At 70.4% G+C, this 18,945-nt stretch carries 17 protein-coding genes; 13 read left to right on the top strand and 4 right to left on the bottom strand.

What is annotated here, in order from left to right; all coding sequences use genetic code 11:
- Positions 1 to 30: 30 nt before the first annotated feature.
- From G6045_RS20280 to G6045_RS20255, 6 genes are all read left to right on the top strand, one after another.
- Positions 31 to 885 (top strand): glutamate ABC transporter substrate-binding protein, encoded by an 855-nt coding sequence (locus G6045_RS20280; protein WP_165333435.1) that lies wholly within the window; start codon positions 31 to 33, stop codon positions 883 to 885.
- Positions 886 to 1,029: 144 nt separating this feature from the next.
- Complete coding sequence (locus G6045_RS20275; RefSeq protein ID WP_165333434.1) at positions 1,030 to 1,698, top strand: amino acid ABC transporter permease; 669 nt, start codon at positions 1,030 to 1,032, stop codon at positions 1,696 to 1,698.
- Positions 1,695 to 2,627, top strand: a complete 933-nt coding sequence (locus G6045_RS20270) for an amino acid ABC transporter permease (RefSeq protein ID WP_165333433.1) — start codon at positions 1,695 to 1,697, stop codon at positions 2,625 to 2,627. Before G6045_RS20275 ends, G6045_RS20270 begins: the two co-directional genes overlap by 4 nt.
- Before the next feature lie 237 nt (positions 2,628 to 2,864).
- Complete coding sequence (gene miaB, locus G6045_RS20265) at positions 2,865 to 4,361, top strand: tRNA (N6-isopentenyl adenosine(37)-C2)-methylthiotransferase MiaB (RefSeq protein WP_165333432.1); 1,497 nt, start codon at positions 2,865 to 2,867, stop codon at positions 4,359 to 4,361.
- Positions 4,362 to 4,446: 85 nt separating this feature from the next.
- On the top strand, positions 4,447 to 4,887 hold the full coding sequence (locus G6045_RS20260; RefSeq protein ID WP_165333431.1) for a hypothetical protein: 441 nt from the start codon (positions 4,447 to 4,449) through the stop codon (positions 4,885 to 4,887).
- Positions 4,888 to 5,008: 121 nt separating this feature from the next.
- Positions 5,009 to 5,713 (top strand): class III extradiol dioxygenase subunit B-like domain-containing protein, encoded by a 705-nt coding sequence (locus G6045_RS20255; RefSeq protein WP_165333430.1) that lies wholly within the window; start codon positions 5,009 to 5,011, stop codon positions 5,711 to 5,713.
- Between the two features lie 109 nt (positions 5,714 to 5,822).
- On the opposite strand, the gene G6045_RS20250 is transcribed toward G6045_RS20255, so the two are convergent.
- Both G6045_RS20250 and G6045_RS20245 read right to left on the bottom strand, forming a co-directional pair.
- Positions 5,823 to 6,179, bottom strand: a complete 357-nt coding sequence (locus G6045_RS20250; protein WP_165333429.1) for an antitoxin — start codon at positions 6,177 to 6,179, stop codon at positions 5,823 to 5,825.
- 44 nt (positions 6,180 to 6,223) lie between these two features.
- Positions 6,224 to 6,493 (bottom strand): hypothetical protein, encoded by a 270-nt coding sequence (locus G6045_RS20245; RefSeq protein ID WP_165333428.1) that lies wholly within the window; start codon positions 6,491 to 6,493, stop codon positions 6,224 to 6,226.
- A gap of 181 nt (positions 6,494 to 6,674) precedes the next feature.
- Here G6045_RS20245 and miaA point away from each other — a divergent pair, with 181 nt between their 5' ends.
- The 6 genes from miaA (at position 6,675) to hflX (ending at position 14,715) form a co-directional block, all read left to right on the top strand.
- Complete coding sequence (gene miaA, locus G6045_RS20240; RefSeq protein WP_165333427.1) at positions 6,675 to 7,625, top strand: tRNA (adenosine(37)-N6)-dimethylallyltransferase MiaA; 951 nt, start codon at positions 6,675 to 6,677, stop codon at positions 7,623 to 7,625.
- A 105-nt stretch (positions 7,626 to 7,730) separates the two neighbouring features.
- On the top strand, positions 7,731 to 8,240 hold the full coding sequence (locus tag G6045_RS20235; protein WP_165333446.1) for a hypothetical protein: 510 nt from the start codon (positions 7,731 to 7,733) through the stop codon (positions 8,238 to 8,240).
- A gap of 66 nt (positions 8,241 to 8,306) precedes the next feature.
- Positions 8,307 to 9,170 (top strand): diaminopimelate epimerase, encoded by an 864-nt coding sequence (gene dapF / locus G6045_RS20230; protein ID WP_165333426.1) that lies wholly within the window; start codon positions 8,307 to 8,309, stop codon positions 9,168 to 9,170.
- 193 nt (positions 9,171 to 9,363) lie between these two features.
- Positions 9,364 to 11,469 carry a RelA/SpoT family protein gene (locus tag G6045_RS20225; RefSeq protein WP_165333425.1) on the top strand — a complete coding sequence of 702 codons (2,106 nt, stop codon included), beginning with the start codon at positions 9,364 to 9,366 and terminating at the stop codon, positions 11,467 to 11,469.
- Positions 11,470 to 11,547: 78 nt separating this feature from the next.
- Entirely contained in the window at positions 11,548 to 12,996 is a 1,449-nt protein-coding gene (locus tag G6045_RS20220; protein WP_165333424.1) for a M1 family metallopeptidase, read from the top strand.
- A gap of 210 nt (positions 12,997 to 13,206) precedes the next feature.
- Positions 13,207 to 14,715 carry a GTPase HflX gene (hflX, locus tag G6045_RS20215; protein WP_165333423.1) on the top strand — a complete coding sequence of 503 codons (1,509 nt, stop codon included), beginning with the start codon at positions 13,207 to 13,209 and terminating at the stop codon, positions 14,713 to 14,715.
- A gap of 70 nt (positions 14,716 to 14,785) precedes the next feature.
- On the opposite strand, the gene G6045_RS20210 is transcribed toward hflX, so the two are convergent.
- Together G6045_RS20210 and G6045_RS20205 are read right to left on the bottom strand one after the other, a co-directional pair.
- Positions 14,786 to 15,976: a trypsin-like serine peptidase gene (locus tag G6045_RS20210; RefSeq protein ID WP_165333422.1), complete on the bottom strand. Its 1,191-nt coding sequence runs from the start codon at positions 15,974 to 15,976 to the stop codon at positions 14,786 to 14,788.
- A 190-nt stretch (positions 15,977 to 16,166) separates the two neighbouring features.
- Positions 16,167 to 17,390: a trypsin-like serine peptidase gene (locus G6045_RS20205; protein WP_165333421.1), complete on the bottom strand. Its 1,224-nt coding sequence runs from the start codon at positions 17,388 to 17,390 to the stop codon at positions 16,167 to 16,169.
- Positions 17,391 to 17,792: 402 nt separating this feature from the next.
- On the opposite strand from G6045_RS20205, the gene G6045_RS20200 reads away from it, so the two are divergent.
- The coding region (locus G6045_RS20200; protein ID WP_165333420.1) for an aminotransferase class III-fold pyridoxal phosphate-dependent enzyme at positions 17,793 to 18,945 on the top strand (1,153 nt) is incomplete at its 3' end.

Genomic DNA, 18,945 nt, shown 5'->3' with positions numbered 1-18,945 from the left:
CAACTCACCGAAACGCAAAGGATGTTCATCATGAAGCTCCGCAAAGCCGGTATCGCCACCATCTCCGTTCTCGCGCTCGCGCTGACCGCCACCGCCTGCGGTGACGGCGGCAAGAAGGACAAGGGCGGTTCGGGCTCCGACAGCAGCGGCGGCAGCAAGTCGATCAAGATCGGCATCAAGTACGACCAGCCGGGCATCGGCCAGAAGGCGCCGGACGGCAGCTTCGCGGGCTTCGATGTCGACGTCGCCACGTTCGTGGCCAAGGAGCTCGGCTACTCCGAGGACCAGATCGAGTTCGTCGAGACGCCGAGCGCCGACCGCGAGACCGCTCTCAAGCGCGGTGACGTCGAGTTCATCGCCGCCTCGTACTCGATCAACGACGAGCGCGACAAGCTGGTCGACTTCGCCGGTCCGTACCTCCTGGCCCACCAGGACCTCCTTGTCGCCTCGGACTCCGACATCAAGGAAGGCACGGACCTCAACGGCAAGAAGCTCTGCTCGGTGTCGGGTTCGACCTCCGCGCAGAACGTCAAGAAGGAGATCGCTCCGAAGGCGCAGCTCAAGGAGCTCAGCACCTACTCCGAGTGCCTCGAGGGTCTCGCGGGCGGCAGCATCGACGCGCTGACCACCGACGACTCGATCCTCGCGGGTTACGCCTCGCAGGAGCAGTACAAGGGCAAGTTCAAGCTGGCCGGCCTGAAGCTCAGCAACGAGAACTACGGCATCGGCGTCAAGGACGGCAACACCGCCCTCAAGGACAAGATCAACACGGCCCTCGAGAAGATGGTTGCCGATGGCGCCTGGCAGAAGGCCGTCGATGACAACTTCGGCCCGGCCGGCTACAAGAACGAGCCCGCCCCGAAGATCGGCAACATCGTCAAGTAACCCTTGACCAGCGGCCATTGAGGACCTGACCGGGCTGATGCCCGGATCCCGCGGCCGCGGCATTTCGACGGCGCGCCACCCGGCTTGTGAAGACACAGCCCGGGTGGCGCGTCCGGCCAACGACACGCGGAAGCGCGGGAGATCGTGTTCGACTTTCTTGAAGGCTACGACCTGCTCGGGTCGTTCTGGACGACGGTGCAGCTGACCGTCTTCTCCGGCATAGGGTCCCTGGTGTGGGGCACGCTCCTCGCCGCGATGCGTGTCAGCCCGGTTCCGCTGATGCGCGGCTTCGGGACCGTCTACGTGAACGTGGTGCGGAACATCCCGCTGACCGTCATCATCGTCTTCACCTCGCTCGGCCTCGCCGACACCTTCCACATCACGCTGGGCGCCCCCGACGACCTCAAGGCCCAGGGCTTCCGTCTCGCGGTGCTCGGCCTGATCGTCTACCACGCCGCATTCGTCTGCGAGGCGATCCGCTCCGGCATCAACACGGTGCCGGTCGGGCAGGCCGAGGCGGCCCGGGCCATCGGTCTGAACTTCACCCAGGTGCTGACCCTGGTGGTGCTGCCCCAGGCGTTCCGTTCGGTCGTGGCCCCGCTGACCAACGTCCTCATCGCCCTGACGAAGAACACCACGATCGCTGCCGCGATCGGTGTGGCAGAGGCAGGCCTCCTGATGAAGGAGATCGTCGAGACCGAGGCGCAGCTCTATGCGACCGTTGCGATCTTCGCGCTCGGATTCGTGATTCTCACCCTGCCGACGGGCCTTCTCCTCGGCTGGTTCGGCAAGCGCGTGGCGGTGAAGCGATGAGCTCGGTTCTGTACGACATCCCCGGCCCCAAGGCCAAGCGGCGCAACCTCATCTTCTCGGCAGTCTTCGTGGTCCTTTTCGCCCTGGTCGCCTGGTGGGCGATCAAGCTCATGGGCGATACGGACCAGTGGGTGTGGGCGAAGTGGGAGCCCTTCCTCACCGCCGACGTGTGGACGACCTACCTGCTGCCGGCGCTGGCCAACACACTCAAGGCCGCCGCGCTGTCGATGGTGATCGCCCTGCCGCTCGGAGCCGTGCTCGGCATAGCCCGGCTCTCCGATCACCGCTGGGTGCGGGCTCCCGCCACGTTCATCGTGGAGCTGTTCCGCGCGATCCCGGTCCTGATCCTCATGGTGTTCGCCAACGAATACTTCTCGCAGTACTGGTCGCTGACCATCAGTTCCGAGGTCCGGCCGCTCTACGCGGTGGTCACCGGCCTGGTGCTGTACAACGCCTCCGTCCTCGCCGAGATCGTCCGGGCGGGCATCCTGTCCCTGCCCAAGGGACAGACCGAGGCGGCCAAGGCAATCGGTCTGCGCAAGGGCCAGGTCATGCGGTCCGTGCTGCTGCCGCAGGCCGTGACGGCGATGCTGCCGGCGATCGTCAGCCAGCTCGTGGTGATCCTCAAGGACACCGCGCTCGGCGGCGTGATGCTGAACTTCACCGAGCTCCTCAACTCCCGGAAGACCATCTCGGGGTTCTTCGGCAATCCGATCCCCACGTTCATCGTGATCGCGTTGATCTTCGTGGCGCTCAACTTCGCGCTGACCTCGTTCGCGGCGTGGCTGGAGAAGCGGCTGCGGCGGGCGAAGAAGAGCACGGGGGCGGTGCTGGGCGCCGGGACGGGTGAGGAACCTCCGGCAGCGCACCTGAACGCAGGTGGCGTGCGCGGATCGTTCGGAGACGGCAGCGGCGGCGGGGGCACATAGCCGCCAGGCATGTACTGAATGCGCGGAGGGCAGCGGTGATCAGACCGTTGCCCTCCGCGCATTCACGGGCTTTCCCGCTGACGACCAAGCCCGCTCGCCCGGCCTCGTAAACTGGATGACCGGCCGCCGTCCGCAGGCGACGGCCCATGCAGCCCCCGGACCCCTCCGGCCCCGGCTCCGGACCTGTCCGGACCCGGCGCCGGATCCCGTAGACCCTCGTTTGGACTGATCTCTGGCATGTCGGCATCCCCGCGCACGTACGAAGTGAAGACCTACGGCTGTCAGATGAACGTCCACGACAGCGAGCGGCTCTCCGGGCTCCTGGAGGACGCCGGTTACGTCCGCGCGCCGGAGGGCGCCGACGGCGACGCGGATGTCGTCGTGTTCAACACCTGCGCGGTACGGGAGAACGCCGACAACAAGCTGTACGGCAACCTCGGACGCCTCGCTCCCCGCAAGACCACGCGCCCCGGCATGCAGATCGCCGTCGGCGGCTGCCTCGCGCAGAAGGACCGCGACACCATCGTGAAGCGGGCCCCCTGGGTCGACGTGGTCTTCGGCACGCACAACATCGGCAAGCTGCCGGCGCTGCTCGAGCGGGCGCGGATCCAGGAAGAGGCCCAGGTCGAGATCGCCGAGTCGCTCGAGGCCTTCCCGTCCACGCTGCCGACCCGGCGCGAGAGCGCGTACGCGGCCTGGGTGTCGATCTCCGTCGGCTGCAACAACACCTGCACCTTCTGCATCGTCCCCGCCCTGCGCGGCAAGGAGGAGGACCGCCGGCCCGGCGACATCCTCGCCGAGGTGGAGGCCCTGGTCGCCGAGGGCGTCTCGGAGATCACCCTGCTCGGCCAGAATGTCAACGCCTACGGTTCCGACCTCGGCGACCGCGAGGCCTTCAGCAAGCTCCTTCGCGCCTGCGGCGAGATCGAGGGCCTGGAGCGCGTCCGCTTCACCTCTCCGCACCCCCGCGACTTCACCGACGACGTGATCGCGGCGATGGCCGAGACCCCGAACGTCATGCCGCAGCTGCACATGCCGCTTCAGTCGGGCTCGGACACGATCCTCAAGGCGATGCGCCGCTCGTACCGCCAGGAGCGCTTCCTCGGGATCATCGAGAAGGTGCGCGCCGCCATGCCGGACGCCGCGATCTCGACCGACATCATCGTCGGCTTCCCCGGGGAGACCGAGGAGGACTTCGAGCAGACCATGCACGTCGTCCGCGAGGCGCGCTTCACCAACGCGTTCACGTTCCAGTACTCCAAGCGCCCCGGAACCCCGGCCGCCGACATGGAGGGCCAGATCCCGAAGGAGGTCGTCCAGGAGCGCTACATGCGCCTGGTCGCGCTCCAGGAGGAGATCTCCTGGGACGAGAACAAGAAGCAGGTCGGCCGCACCCTTGACCTGATGGTCGCCGAGGGCGAGGGCCGCAAGGACGACTCCACGCACCGGCTGTCGGGCCGCGCGCCCGACAACCGTCTCGTCCACTTCACGAAGCCGGATGAAGAGGTGCGCCCCGGTGACGTGGTGACGGTCGAGATCACTTACGCGGCGCCGCACCACCTTCTCGCCGAGGGCCCGGTCCTCGCGGTCCGCCGTACGCGCGCGGGCGACGCCTGGGAGAAGCGCAACGCCGCCCCCGCACCGGCCACCGCGGGCGTGATGCTGGGCCTGCCGACGATCGGCGCCCCGGCCCCCTCGCCCGCACCTGCGGGTTCGGGTTGCGGCTGCGACTGAACCGAACGCTGCTGATCAGCGCGTCAGATCGGTCGTCGCCGAGTCGTCACTGATCTGACGCGCTGATGAACCACGGGGGGACCGTATGAGCACGTGGTGGGGCCTGATCGTCGAGGAGACCGACGGGATGGGCGAGCGCAAGGCGTACGCGGCCAACGTGCTCGACCACGTCGAGGGCACACGGGAAGAGGCGCTCGTCGAGCTGGAGAAGCGGGCCCGCGGCTATGTGCCGCAGCACCCGATGAACCCCTCGGCCACCCGCCTCTACCGCACGGACGAGGGCTTCCTGCTCGTCAGCGAGGGCTCGATGCGGAACTACGGCTGCCGCTTCTCGGTGGGGGAGCTGCTGTACGACAGCGTCCAGGCGGAGAAGGCGGCCGCGGCCCAGCGCGCGGCGGAGGCCGAGGAACGCCAGGCACTGCGGCGCGCGGAGGCCGAGGAGCGAGCGGCCCGCAAGGCCGCCGAGAAGGCGGCGAAGCGGGCGCAGCGCGGCGGCGGGAAGTGGTGGGGCGGCGGCGCGGGCTGAGCCGCCCGCTCCCGGGTGGGGCGGCAGCGCGGGCTGAGCCGCCCGCTCCCGCCCGTGCCGTCCGTCCGCCCGGCCCAGGGGGAAGCCCACACGGGTACGCGCGCCCGGTACCCTGCCGATCATGCTCGTCGCCGCAGCCGTCTGCCCCTGTCCGCCGCTCCTGGTACCCGCCGTGGCCGCGGGAGCGGCCGCTGAGCTCGATGCCGCCCGTGCCGCCTGCGCGGACGCGATCGGTGTGCTCGCCGCCGCCCGGCCCGACCGGCTGATCGTCGTCGGCCCGGCCGAGCAGAGCGGGCGGGGCCCGCATCCGCAGGGGACGACCGGGACCTTCGAGGGCTTCGGCGTGGACGCCGCCGTACAACTGGGGAGCGGGGAGGCCAAGGACGGGGGCCTGCCGGTCTCGCTCGCCGTGGCCGCCTGGCTCCTGGAGCGGGCGCGATGGGCCGGACCCGTCGAAGGTCTCGGCGTCGGCGAGCCGCTCGCGCCCGAGCGCTGCTTCGAGGTCGGATCCGAACTCGCCGTCCAGGCCGAGCGCGTGGCGCTGCTCGTCATGGGCGACGCGAGTGCCTGCCGGACCCTGAAGGCCCCCGGTTACCTGGACGAGCGCGCCGAGCCCTTCGACGCCGAGGTGGCCCGCGCCCTCGGGGCGGCGGACCTGCCCGCGCTCAAGGCGCTGGACGCGGAGCTCGCGTACGAGCTCAAGGCGGCCGGCCGGGCCCCCTGGCAGGTGCTTGCCGGCGCGGCCGAGGGCGCGGACCTGAGCGGCACGCTGCTGTACGACGAGGCGCCCTACGGCGTCGGTTACCTGGTCGCGGCCTGGTCCTGACCGGGCCGGCCTCCGTCCTGACCGCGCCGGCCTCCATCCGGCCCCACCCCCCGCGTGCGTCGACGGCCGCGGGGCACGTACGCCCCACGGCCGTCAGCGGTCAGCCCTGTCAGGAGGCCGGCGGAGTCGGCGTGGTCCCGCCGGCAGCCGGAGGCGTACCAGGCCCCTGAGCAGGAGGCGGCGCGCCGGGTCCCTGGGCAGGCGGCGGCGTACCGGGCCCCTGAGCAGGAGACCCGTCGGAAGCGGCACCCGCGCCGGACCCCTCGGACAGCCGGTCAAGCGCGTCCTTCGCCTTGCCGGTACCCGACTGGATCTTGTCGCTGTACTTGCCCTTGGTCTTCTCGTCGACCGCCTTCGCGGCCTTGTCCAGACCCTGCTCGATCTTGCCCCCGTGCTCCTTGGCAAGGCCCGCGGCCTTGTCCTTGGCCGGGGCGAGCTTGGCCTTCAGCGTGTCAAGGAGGCCCATGGCTTTTCGCACCTTCTTCGTCGGACCGCCGCGTGCGCGGACGGCTACTTGCGGGCGCCTTCACCGGCCTCGTTGTCCGCCGCCTGCTCGGCCGACTGCTGCTTCGGGATCTCCACTCCCTCGGCGGCGGTGGCCTCCTCGGCGGCCTTCTCGGCCGGTTCCGCTGCCGCATCGGTCTCGGCCTCGGCGGTGGCATCGGCCTCGGCCGCGTGCTCCGCTTCGGGCTCGGCCGTCAGAGTGGCCGTCGAACCCTCCGCCGTTGACGCGGCCTCGGTCTCCGTGCCCTTGCGACGGAACCGTGAAAAAACGCCCATTTCTACTCCAAACCGTACTCGTGTGAGGGAAATCCCGCGCCGCCCGGTGCGTCGCCTTGTGACGTCCGGGCCTCCGGTCCTCGAAACCGGCGGCCGAAACCTCGCAACAGGCAACGAAGGGGAAGGCGTGGTGTCACGTAGCTCGTTCGAGGACTTGCCGGGCGCCTGCCAGACTGGTCCGGTGAGTACCGCAGCAGTCGCGCCCGCTTCAGGGCCCCGTGTCATCGCCGTAGTCGGGCCCACCGCCGCCGGCAAGTCGGATCTCGGCGTCTTCCTCGCACGCGAACTCGGGGGCGAAGTCGTCAACGCGGACTCCATGCAGCTCTACCGTGGGATGGACATCGGCACCGCCAAGCTGACGCCCGAGGAGCGCGCGGACATTCCGCACCACCTCCTGGACATCTGGGACGTGACGGAGGCCGCCAGCGTCGCCGAGTACCAGAAGCTGGCCCGCGCCGAGATCGACCGGCTGCTCGCCGAGGGCCGCTGGCCGGTGCTCGTCGGTGGCTCCGGCCTCTATGTGCGCGGCGCCGTCGACCAGCTCGAATTCCCCGGTACGGATCCGGCGGTGCGCGCCCGCCTCGAGGAGGAGCTCGCGCTGCGCGGCTCCGGCGCCCTGCACGCCCGGCTCGCCGCCGCCGATCCCGACGCGGCCAAGGCGATCCTGCCGAGCAACGGCCGGCGCATCGTGCGTGCCCTCGAGGTCATCGAGATCACCGGACAGCCGTTCACGGCGAACCTGCCGGGCCACGACTCCGTGTACGACACCGTGCAGATCGGCGTCGACGTCGCCCGCCCCGAGCTGGACGAGCGGATCGCGCTGCGCGTCGACCGCATGTGGGAGGCGGGTCTCGTGGCCGAGGTGCGCGCCCTCGAGGCCCAGGGCCTGCGCGAGGGCCGTACGGCCGCACGCGCGCTCGGCTACCAGCAGGTGCTCGCCGCCTTCGCGGGGGAGTGCACCGAGGACGAGGCCCGTGCCGAGACCGTGCGCGCCACCAAGCGCTTCGCGCGCCGCCAGGACTCCTGGTTCCGGCGCGACCCGCGGGTGCACTGGCTCAGCGGCGCCGCGGCCGACCGCGGGGAACTCCCGGACCGTGCAATGGCGTTGGTCGAACGAGCGGTCACAGCCTGATCACGTGATGGCATCGGGACGCTCCGGCGGTCATCCGGGCCTGACCGCCCGTGCCATCATCAAGCTTCGATCGATCGTGGAGTCCAGTTGGGAGGGCGCGTGGCGATGGAGGCCGGCCCTCGCGACACCGCACATGAGGACCAGGGGCAGTTGAGCCCCGATGGTCCGCAATCGGAGCCTGAGCAGGGCGTGAACCCGCCCGAGCAGGCGGACGAAGGCGGCGGCGTGGTGCCCGACGGTCCCGATCCCGCCGAAGAGGCGGCCGCACTGGCCGGTTCCGAGGTCGAGGTCGAGCTGCGCCCGCAGCGCAAGCTCCGGATCTGGCAGATCGCGCCGATCGTGGTCCTCGCGACCCTCGGCTCGCTGATGTTCGCGTTCCCGCTCGCCTTCGAGTTCGGCGACGGCGGCGCGGTGGTGGCCATGCTCGGCCTCCTGATCAGCTGCTGCGCGGCCGGCTGGGGCGTGATGGCCGCCCGTCGCGTCGGTCACACCTGGCCGGGTCTTCCTGTCCGAGGCTCCGGACACCGTCCGGACTGGCGGGTCGTCATCGCCTACACGGCGGTCGTCGGCGTGCTCGCCGTCCTGGCCGTCTGGCGGGTCGCCCGGCTGCGCTGACCAGCGCGTCCCGGGTGCGCCGACCGCGGCCGGAGGCTGTGGGCGCCCACCCCGTACGATCGAGGGATGAGCATCGCCTTCCTCAAGGGTCACGGCACTCAGAACGACTTCGTGATCGTGCCCGACCCGGACAATGCCATCGAGCTCGGCCCGGACGCCGTCGCCGTGCTCTGCGACCGGCGTGCCGGACTCGGCGGCGACGGTCTGCTGCACGTGGTGCGCTCGGCCGCGCACCCCGAGGCCAAGCACATGGCGGGCGAGGCCGAGTGGTTCATGGACTACCGCAACGGTGACGGGTCCGTCGCCGAGATGTGCGGCAATGGCGTACGGGTCTTCGCCCACTATCTGCAGCGCGCCGGGCACGTCGAGGCCGGCGATCTCGCGGTCGCCACCCGCGGTGGGATCAAGCGGGTGCACATCGCCAAGGACGGCGATATCACCGTGTCCATGGGCAAGGCCGCCTTCCCCGAGGAGCAGGCCACCGTCACCGTCGGCGAGCACAGCTGGCCCGCGCGCAACGTGAACATGGGCAACCCGCACGCCGTCGCCTTCGTCGACGACCTCGACCAGGCGGGCCACCTGTTCACGGCACCGCTCACGGCGCCTGCCGGGGTCTACCCGGACGGTGTCAACGTGGAGTTCGTCGTCGACCGCGGCGAGCGCCATGTCGCCATGCGCGTGCACGAGCGCGGCGTCGGAGAGACCCGCTCCTGCGGTACGGGAGCGTGCGCGGTGGCCGTGGCCACGGCGCGGCGCGACGGGCTCGACCCGGCAGTGACCGGGGCCCCCGTCACGTACACGATCGATCTGCCCGGTGGACGCCTCGTGATCACCGAGCGGGTCGACGGAGAAATCGAGATGACCGGCCCCGCGGTGATCGTTGCCGAGGGCGAGATCAGTTCCGAGTGGTTCGAAAACCTTGGCGCCTGAACCTTCGCTCGAATGGGTGATCCGTTTCACGCTGGGCGAGAGCCGGTGAGCGGCGCGTGATGGGGTCGGTAGCATCAAGCACCGGCCCGGACGGCGCGGTTCATGTGTCAGCGGTTCATGCAACAGGGTCCGCACCATGGACGCGTCGCCCCGTTCACGAGGGTGCCGGTCGACGCAGCCGGAGGTGCACAGGATGAGTGCAGAGGCGACAGGCCCCGTAAGCCCGGGAGCGCCCCGCAAGCGTGTCCGGTCCCGGCTCGATCTGCGCCGCCTCGGGCGGGCCGCCATGCGCGGCTCCGCCTCGCGCGGCCGGCTGCCCGACGCCATCGGCCATGTGGTCGAGGCGCATCGCGCCCACTATCCCGACGCCGAGATCGACGCCCTGCGCCGTGCCTACGTCCTCGCCGAGTCCTCGCACCGCGGGCAGATGCGCAAGAGCGGTGAGCCGTACATCACCCACCCGCTCGCCGTGACGCTGATCCTCGCCCAACTCGGCGCGGAGACCACGACGTTGGTCGCCTCGCTGCTTCATGACACGGTCGAGGACACCGAGGTGACGCTCGATCAGGTGCGGGACGGGTTCGGCGACGAGGTCTGCTATCTCGTCGACGGCGTCACGAAGGTGGAGAAGATCGACTACGGCGCCGCCGCCGAGCCCGAGACCTTCCGCAAGATGCTCGTCGCGACCGGCAACGACGTGCGCGTGATGTCCATCAAGCTCGCCGACCGGCTGCACAACATGCGCACCCTCGGCGTGATGCGCCCCGAGAAGCAGGCACGTATCGCCAAGGTGACCCGGGACGTCCTGATCCCGCTCGCCGAACGACTCGGCGTCCAGGCCCTGAAGACCGAGCTCGAGGACCTGGTCTTCGCGATCCTGCACCCCGAGGAGTACGCGAAGACCAAGGCGCTGATCGACGAGAACGAGCGCGGCGGCAACCCCCTGGCGGCCGTCGCCGACGACGTACGGAACGTGCTGCGCGAGGCCGATATCGAGGCCGAAGTCCTCATCAGGCCGCGGCACTTCGTCTCGGTGCACCGGGTCCGCATGAAACGCGGCGAGCTGCGCGGTGCCGATTTCGGGCGCCTGCTCGTGCTCGTGAACGAGGACGCGGACTGCTATGGCGTGCTCGGCGAGCTGCACACCTGCTTCACGCCGGTGGTCTCGGAGTTCAAGGACTTCATCGCCGTGCCCAAGTTCAACCTCTACCAGTCGCTGCACACCGCGGTCGTGGGCCGCGACGGCGGCGATGTGGCCGAAGTCCTCATCCGTACGCACCAGATGCACAAGGTCGCCGAGGCCGGCGTCGTCGCCCTCGGCAATCCGTACGCGCAGCCCGTGTCGGAGTCGGAGGAGCCCGCGCCCGACGGCGAGCGCGCCGACCCCACCCGGCCCGGCTGGCTCTCCCGGCTGCTCGACTGGCAGCAGGCCGCGCCCGATCCGGACACGTTCTGGTCCTCGCTGCGCGAAGAGCTCTCCCAGGACCGGGAGATCACCGTGTACCGCTCCGACGGCGGCACACTCGGGCTGCCCGCGGGCGCGACCTGTGTGGACGCGGCCTACGCCCAGTACGGCGCGGGCGCGCACTTCTGTATCGGCGTACGGGTCAACGACCGGCTCACCACGCTCAGTACGGCCCTGCGTGACGGCGACACCGTGCAGATCCTGCTCGCACCGCGCGAGACGGGGTCCGGGCCCGATGCCGAGTGGCTGGACCACGCCCGTACACCGGCCGCCCGTATCGCGATCAAGAGCTGGTTCGCCGAGCACCCCGACCGTCGGGAAGCGCCCGAATCCGCGGAACCCAGGCCCGGGCTCACGGTCGCGGGCGCACGGCACAGCGCGGCCAACGCGGTCGTCGATCTGCCCGGCGCCTCGGTCCGGCTCGCGGGGTGCTGTACGCCGGTGCCGCCCGATGCCGTCACCGGGTTCGCGGTCCGCGGCAACGTGGTGACCGTGCACCGCGTCGGCTGTCCCGCGGTGGGCCGGATGGCCGGGCTCGGGCGCGGGCCCGTCGGAGTGCGCTGGGTGGACTCGGCGTCGTGCCGCGTGACGCTCACCGCCGAGTCCTTCGGGCGCCCGCATCTGCTCGCCGATCTGACCGAGGCCATCGCGGTCGAGGGCGTCGCGATCGTCTCGGCGACGGTCGAACCGCCCACCGAGGGCCGCGTACGCCATACGTACACGCTGCAACTCCCCGACGCCGCACGCCTTCCGGGCCTGATGCGGGCGATGCGCAAGGTCGCCGGCGTGTACGACGTGAGCCGGGCGCAGCACCGGGCGGCGGCGACTTCGTAGTCTGGACGAGGGCCTCGTTCGGGTGGGTCGTGCTCGCGCCGTCGACGCCGACGGAGCGCGCGCTGATAGCCGTAATCCATGCTGCTCAAGCCCCGTCTCAAGGCCGCGCTCCTGGCCGCCGCCTCCCTTTCCCTGCTCGCCGCGAGCGCGCCCTCGCCCGCCGCGCCGCTCGGCATCGGCGACCCGCTCTTCCCGCACCTGGGCAACCCCGGATACGACGTCCAGGCGTACGACCTCTCGTTCAGCTACGGCGGCTCCAACCTGGACCCCCTCGACGCCGTCACGAAGATCGACGCGGTGGCCACCGATTCCCTCGACCGCGTCAACCTCGACTTCGCGCAGGGCGAGGTGCGTTCCGTCGAGGTCAACGGCGCCAAGGCGGCGTTCGCGAGCATGGGTGAGGATCTGATCGTCACGCCCGCCCGGGAGCTGCCCGCCGGCAGCCGGATGCGGATCACCGTGCACCACACCAGCAACCCGGTCCCCGACAAGCGGTACGAGGGCGGCTGGGTGCGCACCGGCGACGGGCTCGTCATGGCGAACCAGGCGGATGCGGCGCATCTGGTGTTCCCGTGCAACGACCACCCCTCGGACAAGGCCCAGTTCACCTTCCGGGTGACGGCGCCGCGCGAGTACACCGCCGTCACCAACGGGCTCGCCGCCGGGCGCGAACGGTCCGGGTCCGACACCACCTGGACGTACCGCACCGTGCACCCGATGGCGACCGAGCTGGCCCAGGTCGCCATCGGCCGCTCCACCGTCGTGCACCGCAAGGGACCGCACGGACTGCCCGTGCGCGATGTGGTGCCCACCGAGGACCGGAAGCTCTTCGAGCGCTGGCTGCGCAAGACGCCGGACCAGATCGCATGGATGGAGCAGAAGGTCGGGCGCTACCCCTTCGAGGCGTACGGGGTGCTGATCGCCGATGCCGAGACGGGCTTCGAGCTCGAGACGCAGACCCTGTCGCTCTTCGAGCGCTCGCTGTTCACGCGGAACGTGTTCCCCGAGTGGTACGTCGACTCGATCATGGTCCACGAGCTCGCCCACCAGTGGTTCGGCAACAGCGTCAGCCCGCGCACCTGGTCCGACCTGTGGCTGAACGAGGGGCACGCCTCCTGGTACGAGGCGCTCTACGCCGACGAGAAGGCCGGGCAGCCGCTGGAGGACCGGATGCGCGACGCGTACCGGCAGTCCGACTCGTGGCGTGCGATGGGCGGCCCGCCGGCCGCGCCGAAACGGCCCTCGCACGGCCAGAAGATCAGCATCTTCCGCCCGGTCGTCTACGACGGCAGCGCGCTCGTCCTGTACGCGCTGCGCCAGGAGATCGGCGCGAAGGCCTTCGACCGCCTGGAGCGCGCCTGGGTCGCGTCCTTCGCGGACGGGGTGGCCACGACCACGGACTTCGTGCACCTCGCGTCCCGGGTCGCCGGACGGGACCTCTCCGGCTTCTTCCAGGGATGGCTGTACGGGGAGAAGACGCCGGTCATGCCGGGGAAGCCGCAGTGGAAGGCGAATCCGGTGGACTAGGGAAACCAGCGGAGCAGCCCCCGGGCCGGGACTGAGACCCGCCCGGGGCGGGGAAAAGCCGGATGACGAGACGTCCCGTGCCGTGCGACCATCGATGCCGTCGACGTCGCACGGCGGCCCAGGGAATCCTGGGGCACCGGAAGTCGTTGACCCAAGCGTGGGAGCCGTACGAACTCAGGCCCCGCATCCATTTCGACGTAAAGGATCCACTTGACCTTCTCTTCCCCTTCCCAGGACGCGCAGGACCCGCAGGACCAGACCACCCACCTCGCGCCGAGCCTCCCCGAAGGACTTCGGGCCGAAGCCCTGATGGAAGAGGACGTCGCCTGGAGCCAGGAGATCGACTCCGCGCGGGACGGTGCGCAGTACGACCGTTCCGAGCGAGCCTCCCTGCGTCGCGTGGCGGGTCTGTCCACCGAGCTCGAGGACGTCACCGAGGTCGAGTACCGCCAGCTCCGTCTGGAGCGCGTGGTCCTCGTCGGTGTCTGGACCGACGGCACCCTGCAGGACGCGGAGAACTCCCTCGCGGAGCTCGCCGCCCTCGCCGAGACGGCCGGTTCGCAGGTGCTCGACGGTGTCTTCCAGCGCCGCGACAAGCCGGACCCGGCCACGTACATCGGCTCCGGCAAGGCCCTGGAGCTGCGCGACATCGTCGTGGAGACCGGAGCCGACACCGTGGTCTGCGACGGTGAGCTCAGCCCCGGCCAGCTCATCCATCTCGAGGACGTCGTCAAGGTCAAGGTGGTCGACCGGACCGCCCTGATCCTCGACATCTTCGCCCAGCACGCCAAGTCCCGAGAGGGCAAGGCGCAGGTCGCGCTCGCGCAGATGCAGTACATGCTGCCGCGGCTGCGTGGCTGGGGTCAGTCGCTCTCCCGTCAGATGGGTGGCGGCGGCGGTGGCGGGATGGCCACCCGAGGCCCCGGTGAGACCAAGATCGAAACGGACCGGCGACGGATCCGCGAGAAGATGGCGAAGATGCGCCGTGAGATCGCGGAGATGAAGACGGGCCGCGACATCAAGCGCCAGGAGCGCAAGCGCCACAAGGTGCCGTCGGTGGCCATCGCCGGCTACACCAACGCGGGCAAGTCCTCGCTGCTCAACCGCCTCACGGGCGCGGGTGTGCTGGTGGAGAACGCGCTGTTCGCCACCCTCGACCCGACCGTCCGCAAGGCGGAGACGCCGAGCGGCCGGGTCTACACGCTCGCCGACACCGTCGGGTTCGTCCGGCATCTGCCGCACCACCTCGTCGAGGCGTTCCGCTCCACGATGGAGGAGGTCGGCGAGTCCGACCTGATCCTGCACGTGGTCGACGGTTCGCACCCGGCGCCGGAGGAGCAGCTCGCCGCCGTACGCGAGGTGATCCGGGATGTCGGTGCCACCGACGTCCGGGAGATCGTGGTGATCAACAAGGCGGACGCGGCGGACCCGGTGGTCCTGCAGCGCCTGCTGGCCAACGAGCGGTACGCACTGGCCGTCTCGGCCCGTACGGGCGAGGGCATCGACAAGCTGCTCGCGCTCATCGACGCCGAACTGCCGCACCCCTCGGTCGAGATCGAGGCGCTCGTGCCGTACACGCAGGGCGCGCTCATCGCCCGCGCGCACGCCGAGGGCGAGGTCCTCTCCGAGGAGCACACGGGCGAGGGCACGCTGCTCAAGGCGCTGGTGCACGAGGAGTTGGCGGCCGAGCTGTCGACGTTCGTGCCGGCCAAGGGCTGACGTACCACCGACAGATACGCCAGAAGGCCCGCTTCCCTTTCGGGAGGCGGGCCTTCTGTGCTGCCGGGACCTACTTGTCGCCGTACTTCTCACTCATCTGGAGGAACAACTGCTCGGCGCCCTGGCCGAGTTGCGGTCCCGCGAGCCAGCCCGCGCTGCCCGCCGGGCCGATCGAGGTGTTCGAGACCAGGTACGTCTTCTTGTCCGGCTTGACGTGGAACCAGCCGCCGCCGGAGGAGCCGGCCGTCATGGTGCAGCCGATCCGGAACATCGTCGGCGCCGACTGCGTCAGCGACAGGCGCACCGGCTTGTCCAGGCACTTGAACATCTGCACACCGTTGAACGGCGGAGCCTGCGGGTAACCCCAGGCGCCCATCGTGCCGATCTCGGTCGCGGAGGGCGCGTCGAAGTCGACCGGCAGCGCCGTGCCGATCGTCTCCTCCAGGGACTTGCCGCCCTGCTCGGGCTGCACGTGCAGCACGGCGTAGTCGTACTCGTACGAGGCACCGGCCGTCGCCGCCGTGGTGCCGTCGATCCACTCACCGGAGGTCGAGACCCAGTCGGCCCAGAACTGGCCGTACGGGGCGATGTCCTGAGCGCTCGCGTTCTGCAGCTCCGCCGGGGACTTGCCGTCCTTGTTGTACGCGGGGATGAACGCGATGTTCCGGTACCAGCCGCCCTCGGCGCCCGCGTGCACACAGTGGCCCGCGGTCCACACCAGGTTGGACTTGCCCGGGTTGTTGGGGTCCTTGACGACCGTGCCGGAGCAGACTGCCGCGCCTTCGGGAGTGTCGAAGAAGATCTTGCCCACCGGAGCGGCGTGCTTCCAGTACGGCTTGTTCTCCTCCTGCGCCTCGACCGAGGCCGGCTCGGGGTCGGTCACACCCGCGTCGCTGCTGGAGGCCGCCTTGGTGTCGATCGTCTGGACCGGGTCCTTGGCGTCCTCCATGCGCTCAGGCTTCCAGAGGTCCTTGATGACCGGGTTGACGAAGTCCTCGGCCTCGCGCAGCCACTGGTCCTTGTCCCAGTTCTTCCAGCCGCCCTTCTTCCACTCGTCCAGATCGATGCCGTGCTTCTTGAGCCGGTCGGTCAGGTCGGCGGGGATCTCCGGCAGGTCGTCCGAGCCCGTGTCGGCGCCCTGCGACGTGGACGGCTTGTCGGCCGCCTTCGGGTCGTCCTCGCCGCCGCAGGCGGTGAGCGCGAGCGCCGAGACAAGGCCTATCGCTGCCAGGCGCACGGCGGTTGGTCTGATGGAACGCATGGTGGTGTGACCCCCGTTGAGATGCGAACTTCTGTCATGGATGCGTCAGAAAGCGACGCCGATGCGGCCGCCTCCGGGCACGAGAACCCACTATGCACGGTGAGTTGTGGGTGCACGGCGGCGGGTGGGTGAAGATATGGGCAGGGCGCGTTCCGTCCTGGAACAGGGGAACGCGCCCCGCGTCAGGGCCTCAGCCCGCGAACTTCTCACTCACCGCGTCGTAGATCCCCTTGGCCTCCTCGCCGAGCCGCGGACCGGCGAGCCAGCCCGCCGTCACCGGGCCGATCGAGGTGTTGGAGACAAGCGTGGGCTTGCCGTCGGCGCCCTCGGCGACCCAGCCGCCGCCGGACGAACCGCCGGTCATGGTGCAGCCGATGCGGTACATCGTCGGGTCCTCGGCGGTCAGCGAGAGCCGCCCCGGCTTGTCGGCGCAGGCGAGCTGGCGCTGGCCGTCGTAGGGCGGAGCCGCCGGGTAGCCGGTCGCCGTGATCGACTCGATACTGGACACGGCCGGCGCCTTGAACTCCACCGGGAGCGCGCCCCCGACGGTCTCCTCGAGCGACTTGCCGTTGTCGTTCTCCGGCTTCACATGCAGCACGGCGAAGTCGTACGGAGCGCCGGCACCGCCCGTCGGGCCGCCGGTCTCGATCCACTGCTGCGAGGTCTGCGCCCAGTCGGCCCAGTAGAGACCGTGCGGAGCCATCTCCTCCTTGGGCGCGCCCTCGAGCTCGGCGGCCGACTTGCCCTCGTTGTTGTACGAGGGCACGAACATGATGTTGCGGTACCAGCCGCCCGCCTGGCCCGCGTGCACACAGTGGCCCGCGGTCCACACCATGTTGGACTTGCCGGGGTTGGCCGGGTCGGAGACGACCGTCGCCGAACAGACCATGGAGCCCTCGGGACCGTCGAAGAAGAGCTTGCCGGTGGCCGGGGAGGCGTCCGTGTAGGGCGTGTTCAGTGCCGCGGCCTCGACCGGAGCCGGGGTCGGGTCGGTCTTGCCCTGGTCGCCGGAGATGTCGTCCTCGACCGGCTTCGCGGGCTGCTTGTCCGCGTCGCGCATCCGGTCCTCATCCCACAGATCATCGATGATCGGGTTGATGAAGTCCTCGGCCTCGCGCAGCCACTGGTCCTTGTCCCAGTTCTTCCAGGCCCCGTCCTTCCACTGATCGAGATCGATCCCGTGCTCCTTGAGCCGGTCCTTGAGACCGTCGGGGATCTGGATGCTGTCGTCGGTGGCGGTCGAAGGCGGCTTGTTCGCCGCGTCGTTGCCGTCGTCGCCGTTGCAGGCGGTGGCCGTGAGCGCGAGGGCCGCGCAGAGCGCGAGCGCGGAGAGGGGAGTGCTGCGACGGCGTGTCGTGGTGCTGCCCGCGCCCCTCCTCGCGCGTACGGCGTGCAGCGGGCGTATGGGTCGCATATCCGGATCTCCCCCTGGTCGGGCTGTGCGGGCTGTTCGGTCGGGCTGTGCTGGCTGTTCTTCTGGTTGTTCCGGCTGCCGCCGGGTGTCGATTTCGGAGCCGGCGCCGGTGTCGGAGCCGGCAACGGTGCCGGTCCCGTTTCTCGGATCGGGCGGCAACCACCCTATGCCGGTGCCATTGGGGACTTCCGACGGATCGGCAACGGTTCCGTCACGGCAAGGATCTTCCGTACGCCCGTGATCCCCCGGTCCCCTCGTCGTTGGTACGTACGGGGGATGCGCGAACAGCGTTCAACTCCCCTTATGTCCGCGGATATCGACGCCGTGCCACCGGTTCGTCCGGCGCGTACGGCGGCCGGGTCCGCGTCCGTACACCGCCGCACCAGGGGAGGACCGAACGCCGTGGCCGTGACCGAGCCGACGGTGAGCGCCGACGCGCCGCCGTGGAGGGACGGGGGAGGGGTGCCTCCTGCGCGGCAGGGCTCCTTCGGTGAGGGAGCCGCGGCCCATGGGGCCGAGGGGATTCTGCGGCGGCAGTCGTCGCGGGAGTCGTCGGCGCGCACCTATGCGCGGTCCCTGCCGATCGTTCCCGTACGGGCCCGTGGGCTGACCATCGAGGGGGCGGACGGGCGGCGGTATCTCGACTGCCTGTCCGGCGCCGGGACGCTGGCGCTCGGGCACAACCATCCGGTGGTGCTCGAAGCGATCCGCGACGTCCTCGACTCGGGGGCGCCGCTGCACGTGCTCGACCTGGCCACACCGGTCAAGGACGCCTTCACCACCGAGCTGTTCGCCACGCTGCCGAAGGAACTGGCCGACCGGGGGCGGGTGCAGTTCTGCGGCCCCGCCGGGACGGATGCGGTCGAGGCCGCGCTGAAACTGGTGCGTACGGCGACGGGGCGCAGCGGGATGCTCGCGTTCACGGGGGCGTATCACGGGATGACCGCGGGGGCCCTGGAGGCCTCGGGCGGTGCTCAGGACGTACGGGTCACCAGGCTGCCGTTCCCGCAGGACTACCGCTGTCCGTACGGGGTGGGCGGCGAGCGGGGCGCCGAACTCGCCGCGCACTGGACCGAGTCACTGCTCGACGACCCCAAGTCCGGGGTGCCGCTGCCGGCCGGAATGATCGTGGAACCCGTGCAGGGGGAGGGCGGGGTGCTGCCCGCGCCGGACGCCTGGCTGCGGCGGATGCGGGCGCTGACCGCCGAGCGGGGGATTCCGCTGATCGCCGACGAGGTGCAGACGGGGGTCGGGCGCACCGGGGCGTTCTGGGGTGTGGAGCACAGCGGGGTCGTGCCCGACGTGATGGTGCTCTCCAAGGCCATCGGCGGCAGCCTTCCGCTGGCGGTGCTCGTCTACCGCGACGACCTCGACGTCTGGGAGCCCGGCGCCCACGCGGGCACCTTCCGCGGCAACCAACTCGCCATGGCCGCGGGCGCGGCGACGCTCGCCTACGTCCGCGAGAACCAGCTCGCCACGCGCGCGGAGGTGCTGGGGGCGCGGATGCTGGCGCAGTTGGGGGAGCTGGCGGGGGCGTATGGGTGTGTGGGGGATG

Origin of the sequence: Streptomyces mesophilus (assembly GCF_011044995.1) — a bacterium.
Lineage (GTDB): Bacteria > Actinomycetota > Actinomycetes > Streptomycetales > Streptomycetaceae > Streptomyces > Streptomyces mesophilus.
The sequence above is the reverse complement of the archived record's forward strand: the minus strand, read 5'-3'. Positions and strand labels throughout refer to the sequence as shown.